The sequence below is a fragment of the Roseibium aggregatum genome, from assembly GCF_014692675.1.
GTDB classification, from domain to species: Bacteria; Pseudomonadota; Alphaproteobacteria; order Rhizobiales; family Stappiaceae; genus Roseibium; species Roseibium aggregatum_C.
In genome coordinates, this window is record NZ_JABFCZ010000055.1 from 1 (window position 1) to 8,362 (window position 8,362).

The window sequence follows — 8,362 nt, forward strand, 5'->3', positions numbered from 1 at the left end:
ACGGACATGCGCTGTGGCTTTCCCTCCTTGGCGCTTCGGGTGCAGGAGGTTCTGCAGCATGATCCGTTGTCAGGGCATCTCTTCGTCTTCAGGGGCCGCAGATCGGATATTTTGAAGATCATCTGGCATGATGGTCTGGGCGCCTGCCTTTTTACCCGGCGGCTGGAGAAGGGCCGGTTTATCTGGCCGAATATGGGATAGCATCCGTCAAGGTGGTGTAGAATTGGGACCGGGCCGTCATGATCAGGCGGCTCTGGGTGAAATTTCTCCATCGCAGCTACGCGAGGAGGTAGAGCTGAGTTTAAGTGCTGTCATTGAAGTTTCACGAGCCTGATAAACGGACGTCATATGTCGCCCATAGTGATGCAAATATTCAATCGATGCACCACTAACGATCAGGATTATTGTGATGCTGGCTCTGAACGGAGTTGCCGTGACCTATGCCAACGGCACCCAAGCTTTGAAGACAACGACATTGACGTTCAACCAGGGTCAGTTCGTCGTGCTCCTCGGTAGATCCGGCGCAGGCAAATCTACCCTCATCCGGACACTCAACGGCTTGGTTGCGCCGACGTCTGGTTCGATCACTTCTAACGATATTGGTGCTCTGGATGCGGAAACTAAGCTTCGCATTCACCGAAGGCGAACTGGGATGATATTCCAGCAGCACCAACTCATAGGGCGCTTGAGCGCGCTCGACAACGTCATGACGGGCCGCCTGGGCTACCACTCTGGCTGGCGTACGTTGTTCCCTATGCCGCGTTCGGATCGAAGGCTGGGGTTGGAATGCCTTGAACGCGTAGGCCTTCTTGATAAGGCTCTCGTCAGGGCGGATCAACTATCCGGCGGTCAGCAGCAACGGGTGGGCATTGCGCGCGCGCTGGTCCAGAAGCCCCAACTGGTCCTTGCAGATGAGCCCGTTGCAAGTCTGGACCCTGAAACGGCTGTCGAGGTCCTGTCGCAGCTTCGCGAAATATGCACAGCCGACGGCATCACTGCTGTGATCAGCCTTCATCAGATCGATCTAGCTCGCCGGTTCGGCGACCGGGTCATTGCTATGCGCGACGGGGAAGTGGTTGCGGACGCCGCTGTCGACGAACTGACCGATCAAATGTGTGCGTCGATCTACCGCAGCGCCCCAAGAAATCCGACCACAACACAAGATTTGTCCAACTACGAGTATGATCAACCTTTAGCTGCCATGGAGGCCGCATTATGAAGAAGCTTCTGTCCCTCGCATTCCTCGCCGTTCTTGGCTGGAGTTCGTTGGCGCATGCTGGCTCAAATCCAGAGACATTGCGCGTCGCGTTGCTACCGGACGAGAACGCCGCCACTGTCATCAAAAACAATCGTCCTCTCGAGGAGTATCTTGAGAAGACACTCGGTCGGGAGATTGAACTGATCGTAACGACCGACTACTCGTCAATGATCGAAGCGATGCGTTTCGGCCGGCTTGAGTTGGCTTATTTCGGGCCGCTCTCTTACACGCTCGCGAAAACCAAGGCTGATATCGAGCCTTTCGCAGCACTTATGAAGGATGGCGAAACTACCTATCGCGCTGTAGTTGTCGCCAATGCAGAGGCTGGCATCGAAAGCCTTGAAGATGCAAAAGGGAAAAAGGTCGCGTTTGGGGACGTGGCTTCCACCTCAAGCCACCTTATCCCGAAATCTATGCTGCTTAAGGCCGGAGTTGAGGCTGGAAAAGACTATAGCGAGAACTTCGTAGGGTCGCATGATGCCGTGGCTATTGCAGTGCAGAATGGCAATGCTCAGATTGGCGGACTTTCGTTGCCCATCTACAATTCAATGGTCGCTCGTGGCACCATTGATCCTAAGAAAGTTATCGCCCTCGCCGAGTCCGATCCGTTCCCGCAGTACCCCTGGACCATGCGGTCGGATCTTGACACTTCGTTGAAAGAGGCGATCACCAAAGCCTTCATCGACCTTAAAGACGAAAAGGTATTGGCATCCTTCAAAGCCGATGGGTTCGCTCCGATCGATGACAAAGCCTACGACGTCGTCCGTGAGCTCGGTAAAGTGCTGAACTTGGACCTGAGTCAGTAAGGCGCGTTCGAGACAGTTTCTCACCTTTCGACGCAGGCGCTGGCCTGCGTCCTTTCTTCCAGGATATGTGATGACACAGCCGTCGGCCGACTACGACTCTATCCTTCAACATCAAAACAAAGCTTGGACCAGAGCTGGCGTGATCGCGTTGGCAATTGCGTGTGTGATCATTGTTAGCAGTTATCACTCCGGTCTTCTTGATCTGGAGCGTCTGGGATCTGGGTTTCCTGCGCTCTGGCAGCTCGGTACGGAAATGTTTCCCCCGGATTTCAACCGAGGCTTGGAGTGGATCAGCCCTCTCATCGACACTCTGGCGATGAGTATAGCTGGGACTGCGATCGCGGTACTGATATCACTTCCAGTTGGCTTTTTCGCCTCAGGGAAAACAGCACCCAACGCTGTCATCTATATGATCTCGCGTGGATTGTTGAATGGTCTACGGTCGATCCCGGAGCTGATTATGGGCATCGTCTTCGTGGCGGCAGTGGGATTTGGAGCGCTCCCAGGCGTGCTGGCTCTTGGTCTTCACTCGGTTGGCATGGTGGGCAAGTTCTTTGCGGAGGCGATCGAGCATTGCGATAATGCGCCTATAGAAGCCGCACGCGCAGCTGGTGCGTCGCCGTTCCAGATCGTGACGCGGGCGATCTTGCCACAAGTTCTACCGCAATTGGCCGATGTGACCATCTATCGGTGGGAGTACAACTTCCGCGCCTCGACAATCCTGGGCACTGTGGGAGCTGGTGGTATCGGTTTCGAGTTGATGACATCCCTCCGGATCATGAATTATCAGGAGGTTCTTGCGATCATGCTCGTTGTCCTTCTGATGGTCACCATCGTTGACCAGGTCGGCGCTCTCCTCCGCCGCCAGCTGCAATAGAAGGATAAATTAAATGCTCCCAAAGGTAGTAATCACCCATCGCGTCCACGAGGAGATTATCTCAAAGCTATCTCCCCACGCTCGTTTAGTTTGCAACGATACTGATGATACATGGCCCCGCGAGAAACTGCTCGCAGAATTGAGCGACGCCAAGGCGATGATGGCGTTCATGCCGGACATGATCGACGCGTCTGTACTCGCGCACGCTCCCGATCTTCAACTTGTGGCATGTGCGCTGAAAGGCTTCGATAACTTCGACATCGAAGCCTGCACGCAGCGTGGAGTCCACGTCACGATAGTGTCCGATCTTCTCACTGACCCGACAGCCGAACTTACAATCGGTCTGATGATTGCTCTTGGGCGGCACATTCTGCCAGGCGACAAGAGCGTCAGGAGGGATTACAAAGGTTGGCGCCCTCGGTTTTACGGCCTTGGGCTGCAGGGCACAGCAATCGGCATTTTAGGGATGGGAGCGATCGGAAAAGCTATAGCACAGCGCCTAAGTACCTTCGGCGCCATTGTGTCGTACTGGGATCGTCAATCCCTGGACAAAGCCGATGAGATCAGACTGAACGTAAAGCCTCTTGAATTTGACCAGTTGATCTCGTCGTCTACCTTTCTTGTGTGTGCACTCCCGCTTTCGGCCGAAACGAAGCATCTCCTCGGCGCTGAACAACTCGCCAAAATGCCCAAAGGAGCACTTCTTATTAATCCTGCACGCGGAAGCGTGGTTGATGAAGAGGCTGTTGTCGCTGCATTGCAGGCGGGGCGCTTGGGAGGCTACGCCGCTGATGTTTATGAGATGGAGGACTGGGCCAGACCCGACCGGCCTGACAAGGTCCACGGGGGTCTCCTCAATCGCGAACATGATACGATCTTGACACCCCACATAGGCTCAGCAGTGGCGAAGTCGCGTTTGGCTATCGAGCACGAGGCTGCTGACAACATTATAGATTTTGTCCAAGGCCGAAGACCTCGTGCGGCAATTAACGAGGTTCAACTAATTCCTTGATTAGAGAAAGTAATGTTTAGCCTTTCGCATGTCGCAGCATTCATAGAGGTAATCGAAACTGGCAGCTTTCACGAGGCGTCGCGACGGCTTCAGATATCCCAACCGACTGTCTCACATAATGTGAAACGATTGGAGGATATACTAGGGGTGCGGCTGGTCGAGAGGAGGAAGGACAAGTGTGTGCCGACTCGGCAAGGGCTCGTATTCTTGCCATTCGCACGCAGCCTTTTGACCGTCACGAAGAGATCTCTGGACCGCCTGCACAGCGGCCGGATTACGTTGGGTGCCAGTACTAACATCGGTACCTATATTTTGCCAGTCCACTTGAAGCGTTTACAGGATGCTCAAGGCCGGCCACCTGAGGTGGCCGTTGCCTCAAATCCTGAAATCATCGAAAAGCTCTTGAGGAAGGAGATTGATCTAGCCTTTACCGAATGGTGGGACGATCGAAAAGGATATCAAGCCCGCCTTTGGCGGAAGGAAAAGCTGGTAATAATCGTATCCCCACAGCATAATTGGAGGACGCGAAAAACAATTGAAGCGGCAGAGTTATTTCAAGAGTCCCTCATTGGCGGAGAACGTGGAACCGGTACCGGATCCGTGCTCCGCGAGGCCTTCGGCCAAGCGGCAGAGCAATTCCCAATCTCATTCAATGTCGGGAGCACTGAGGCTGTGAAGCATGCAGTTCGAGCTGGTCTCGGCATTTCGATCGTGATGAGGAGCACTGTCCTCGATGAGCTCGCGTCGGGTAGGCTTTATGAGGTTTCTGTTGAGAATGTGGTTCTCGAAAAGTCTGTGTGGGCTGTACATCCCGTACATATGGAGGATGGTTCACCGGAAGCAATCGCGCTTAAGGTTATACTCGATGCGAGCGCCCCTCTGGGTGACCTAGAGCACGTCCACATTACTCGGGGTCATATCCGCAAGATTTGAAGTAGTTGGCGCATTCCTGCGGCTCGAACATGGTAACGGCCTGGCCGACCGCATCCTTTGGTATCGCCGCCTCAATTCCCGGAGTATCCCATACAAGGGGGACAAGATCGGGGACCGCCCGATTTTCGATGCGTAAGGTTCCCTGCTCCATGTCGCGAATATTCGGCCGTCAGACACATAGTTGGTTTCCATGGATCGTTTGTCATAAACGAGGGTTTTTGAGCATGCCATAGCGCATGCCGTCACGCCCCTTGAATGGCGCGATGGAATCTTCTCAAAACTGTTATAGAAACGGTTGTCGCAAAATGCTATGTGTCCAACGACTTTCAAGAACATTTGGATGGCTATGCGGGTCGGGTACGCCAGGGTCAGCACGATCGATCAAAATCCGGAGCTTCAGCTTGAGGCGCTGAGACGCGCCGGTTGCGAGAAGGTGTTTACCGAGCGCGGGTCAGGCGCTCGCGATGACCGCCCGGAATTGGGCCGAATTCTCTCCGACGTGCTTCGCACTGGTGACACGCTCGTTGTCTGGAAACTCGATCGGTTGGCGCGATCGCTAAAGAAGCTCATCGCGACGGCGGAAGAGTTGGAGCGCGCGAAGATCGGGCTCGTGTCCTTGACCGAGAGCATTGATACGACGACGCCGGGCGGCATGCTGACCTTCCATGTCTTCGGTGCGATCGCCCAGTTCGAACGTGCTCTGATCCGCGAACGCACGACGGCTGGACTGGTCGAGGCGCGGCAACGTGGCCGCAAGGGTGGCCGCCCGCCCGCGATGCGCCCGGGCGATATTGCCGCGGCGCGCGCCCTGATGAAGGAAGGCAGCATACCGGTACGCAATATTGCGCAGCGCATGGGGGTTTCTGTTGCAACCCTCTATCGTCATATCGGCAAGAAGGGTGGCTCTCCCAAAACAGTGGAATCCGAGGACGTCCATGGCTGAGCGGAGAAAGCGGCCGCCCGGAGAGGCTCTTGTCGATCTTCGACGCCGATTGTCGCTGCTTTCTCCCCGTGATCCAGGCCGTACCGAGATTGTTGCTCGTGCCGCCGATGCCTACGGCATCTCGATCTGGACCCTGTATCGGGCGCTGCGGGAGTTGAACCGCCCGAAATCCGTACGGCGCGCCGATCACGGAACCTCCCGGATCGCCCCGCAGCCGGAGATGGAAACCTATGCCGAAATCATCGCGGCCCTGAAGATCAGAACGGCGAACCGGAAGGGGCGGCATATCTCCACGGCGCGCGCCATCAAGCTGCTTGAGGAAGACGGCGTGGTGACGCCCGATGGCCTGGTCCGTGCACCGCCCGGCATCTTGAAACGCGCAACGGTCGATCGGCTGCTGCGTGTTTCCGGCCTGGATTATGCGCGCGTCACCCGCCCGGTGGCTGCCGTCCGATTCCAGGCGCGGCGTTCCAACGAACTCTGGCACTTCGACATGAGCCCGTCCGACCTGAAGCAGGTGGAAGCGCCGCTTTGGGTCGAGGAAGGGCGCGGCCGGCCGACGCTGATGCTGTTCTCCGTGGTCGATGATCGCTCCGGCGCGAGCTATCAGGAATACCGCTCCGTCTACGGCGAGGACGCGGAGTCCGCCTTGCGCTTTCTCTACAATGCCTTCGCCGCCAAGCCTGAACCGGAACTGCCGCTTCAGGGGATTCCAACGACCATCCATATGGATAACGGGCCGGTGAGCCGCTCGCGCGTTTTCCAGTCCGTCATGGGTAGCCTTGGTGTCCGGGTTCTCACGCATATGCCCCCGTCGGACAGCGAGCGGCGCACGCCGGCGCGAGCGAAAGGCAAGGTCGAGCGGCCGTTTCGCACGATCAAGGAAGTGCACGAGACCCTCTATCATTTCCACAAGCCGAAGGACGAAGAGGAAGCCAACCTTTGGCTCAGGCGCGCCTTGGTCACCTACAATAACGGCGACCATCGCACAGAGTCTCATGCACGCATCGAGGATTGGCTGCGGCATCTTCCTCCTGACGGGGTGCGGGCGATGTGCTCCTGGGAGCGGTTCTGCGCCTTTGCGCGCGAACCGGAACGACGGACGGTTGCTGGAGACGCGACCGTATCGGTCGAAGGCGCATCCTATGAGGTCGAGCCCGAACTTGCCGGCGAAACGGTGACCTTGCTCTGGGGCCTGTTCGATCAGGAACTGTTCGTCGAGCATGAGGGCAAGCGCTTCGGTCCATTCCAACCTTCGCGCGGGGCGGTTCCCCTCTTTCGCTATCGCAAATACCAGAAGAGCAAGCTCGAAGAGCGGCTCGACAAGGTGGTGCGCCTGGCAGACCAACTTGGGCTCCCCCGCGCCGCGGTCACCGGCGGGGATCGTCCATTGCCTTCGCTGCCCCCGACCACGGCTGGGCTGAGTGTACGGCGGACACCGTTTCCGGAACCCGCAATAGAGACCGCTTATCCAAATGGCCTCGCAGCCCGTGGGGCCATCGCCGACCAGCTCGGCCGGCCGATCGGCGCGATGAATGCCGGTGACCGCGCCTTCATCAATGAACTGCTTGGAGAAACACTCGACAAAAAGATGATCGCGGCCCGTATCCGCGAACGCTTCCAGGCGCGAAGAAAGGAAGAATGATGCTCGCTGACGTTCAATCCAGTTACGGCCTCGACCGGCCTTTCCAAGGGGCCGGCAACTTTGAGACCGAGCATCAGCGCACGATCATCCGCGAGGTGTGTGCGGCCGTCCAGACCGGTCGGCTTGTCGTGGTCTCCGGCCTGGTCGGTTCGGGGAAAACCCACCTTTTGCGCCGCATCGAGGCCGAACTCACCAAAGCCGGCAAGGTCGCACTCGCCAAATCGCTGGCGGTCGACAAGCGGCGCACTTCGCTGCCATCGCTCATTGAAGCCCTGTTCTACGACTTGTCTCCCGGCGATCGTGCGCAGGTCAAGATCCCCAAGCAGGCCGAGCGCCGGGAGCGCGACCTGCGCGACATCATGAAAAAAGGCAAACGGCCGATCGTCCTCGTGGTCGACGAGGCCCATGACCTGCACCACAAGACCTTAACCGGCCTGAAGCGACTGATGGAGGTGGTCGCCGACGCCGGCGTGCTCCTTTCCGTACTTCTTGTCGGGCATCCCCGGTTGCGCAATGATCTGCGCCGGCCGCAAATGGAGGAGATTGGCTACCGCACGACCATTTTTGACTACGAGGGGATCGGCTCCGCGCGCCGCGACTATGTTGCCTGGCTGCTTGGCGCCTGTGCGGCCGAAGGCGTAAAGGTTGGCGAACTCCTCGAGGAAGAAGCCATCGACCTCATCGCCGAACGTTTGCGCACGCCGCTTCAGATCGAGATGCATCTCACCCTCGCATTCGAGCAGGGCTTTCGCCTCGGCGCCAAGCCGGTTACCGCCGAAATCGTCGAGCAGGTCCTGTCCCGCGCCATCGACGATCTCGAACCGACGTTGACCCGAAATGGTTACGATGCGACGGCTCTGGTCACGCACCTCAATGCTCGGCCGTCGG

The 8,362-nt window shown here is 57.5% G+C and carries 9 protein-coding genes; all 9 read left to right on the forward strand.

The window, feature by feature from the left end; translation table 11 throughout:
• Positions 1–201, forward strand: a 201-nt coding sequence (tnpB, locus tag HK439_RS25910) for an IS66 family insertion sequence element accessory protein TnpB (RefSeq protein WP_137326918.1), incomplete at its 5' end; no start/stop codon positions are given.
• 208 nt (positions 202–409) lie between these two features.
• Positions 410–1,219, forward strand: coding sequence for a phosphonate ABC transporter ATP-binding protein (phnC, locus tag HK439_RS25915; protein ID WP_006473175.1), 810 nt, complete (start codon positions 410–412; stop codon positions 1,217–1,219).
• Positions 1,216–2,064, forward strand: coding sequence for a phosphate/phosphite/phosphonate ABC transporter substrate-binding protein (phnD, locus tag HK439_RS25920; RefSeq protein ID WP_003501103.1), 849 nt, complete (start codon positions 1,216–1,218; stop codon positions 2,062–2,064). Before phnC ends, phnD begins: the two co-directional genes overlap by 4 nt.
• Positions 2,065–2,134: 70 nt before the next feature.
• Positions 2,135–2,941, forward strand: coding sequence for a phosphonate ABC transporter, permease protein PhnE (phnE, locus tag HK439_RS25925; protein WP_006473411.1), 807 nt, complete (start codon positions 2,135–2,137; stop codon positions 2,939–2,941).
• 13 nt (positions 2,942–2,954) lie between these two features.
• Positions 2,955–3,953: a phosphonate dehydrogenase gene (locus HK439_RS25930; protein ID WP_152007293.1), complete on the forward strand. Its 999-nt coding sequence runs from the start codon at positions 2,955–2,957 to the stop codon at positions 3,951–3,953.
• 12 nt (positions 3,954–3,965) lie between these two features.
• Positions 3,966–4,886, forward strand: coding sequence for a LysR family transcriptional regulator (locus HK439_RS25935; protein WP_003501100.1), 921 nt, complete (start codon positions 3,966–3,968; stop codon positions 4,884–4,886).
• A 340-nt stretch (positions 4,887–5,226) separates the two neighbouring features.
• Positions 5,227–5,829: a recombinase family protein gene (locus tag HK439_RS25940; RefSeq protein ID WP_003501098.1), complete on the forward strand. Its 603-nt coding sequence runs from the start codon at positions 5,227–5,229 to the stop codon at positions 5,827–5,829.
• Positions 5,822–7,474, forward strand: a complete 1,653-nt coding sequence (locus HK439_RS25945; RefSeq protein WP_003501095.1) for an IS481 family transposase — start codon at positions 5,822–5,824, stop codon at positions 7,472–7,474. Before HK439_RS25940 ends, HK439_RS25945 begins: the two co-directional genes overlap by 8 nt.
• Positions 7,471–8,362, forward strand: an 892-nt coding sequence (locus HK439_RS25950; RefSeq protein WP_170986387.1) for an ExeA family protein, incomplete at its 3' end; no start/stop codon positions are given. The genes HK439_RS25945 and HK439_RS25950, both read left to right, overlap by 4 nt.